Origin of the sequence: Streptococcus oralis (genome assembly GCF_001578705.1) — a bacterium.
GTDB classification, from domain to species: Bacteria; Bacillota; Bacilli; order Lactobacillales; family Streptococcaceae; genus Streptococcus; species Streptococcus oralis_J.
On record NZ_KQ969037.1, the window covers coordinates 137410 to 138523 of the forward strand.

At 38.4% G+C, this 1114-nt stretch carries 1 protein-coding gene; it reads left to right on the plus strand.

Annotation, left to right across the window (positions count from 1 at the left end; translation table 11 throughout):
- Nucleotides 1–1047 (plus strand): Nramp family divalent metal transporter (locus SORDD05_RS00620; protein ID WP_231077308.1); only part of this gene is annotated, 1047 nt, incomplete at its 5' end.
- Nucleotides 1048–1114: the final 67 nt, after the last annotated feature.

A 1114-nucleotide genomic window follows, 5' to 3' on the forward strand; every position in this document is an offset into this window, starting at 1 on the left:
CATCATGCTCCCAAATGGCTTCGCTATAGTTTATGGGTGATTTTAGAATTGGCTTTAATGGCGACAGACTTAGCTGAGGTTCTAGGCTCAGCGATTGCCTTAAATCTTTTGTTTAAAATACCGATTATGATTGCTATCCTCCTAACCGTTTTAGATGTATTTTTGTTACTTTTATTGATGAAATTTGGCTTCAAAAAAATTGAAGCCATTGTTACGACTCTTATTTTAACCATATTAGCCATCTTTACCTATCTGGTGGCCTTATCCAGTCCAAGTATTCAGGGAATCTTTAGTGGTTATTTACCGACTCCTACATTATTTGAAACACCATTGCCAGGTCATGAAAGCCAATTAACCTTGGCTTTAGGAATTGTAGGAGCGACAGTCATGCCCCATAATCTCTATCTTCATTCTTCCCTATCCCAAACAAGGAAAATCGATCACAAAGATAAGAAGGATGTGCGGAAAGCCGTGCGTTTTATGACCTGGGATTCAAATCTTCAGTTGTCCCTAGCCTTTATTGTCAATTCCTTGCTTCTCATTTTAGGGGCATCTCTCTTTTTTGGTCATGCATCTGAAATTTCAGCTTTTTCTCAAATGTACAATGCTTTACAAGATTCGAAGATAGCAGGAGCGATAGCTAGTTCAACTCTGTCAACTTTATTTGCCCTAGCCCTCTTAGCAAGTGGCCAAAATTCGACTATTACAGGTACCTTGACAGGACAGATTGTCATGGAAGGTTTCTTGCATCTGAAATTGCCTCAGTGGATTATCCGTATTGGTACACGTATTTTTGCCTTGCTCCCTGTGATTATTGTAGCCGTCTTGTTTGGACATCAAGAAAAAACCTTGGATCAGTTATTGGTCTATTCACAAGTCTTTCTGTCAATCGCTCTTCCGTTTTCAATCTTCCCCTTAATCTATCTGACTTCTAAAAAGTCACTGATGGGAGAATTTACCAATGCTAAGTGGAACACAATCCTAGGCTACGCAGTTTCCATTATCTTAACCATTCTCAATATCAAGCTTCTTTTTGATATTTTTTAAACTTGTTCAAATTAGTTCTCGGCACTAGCTTGAAGCTTGATATTGAGATAATAGTAGTGGTTGATTC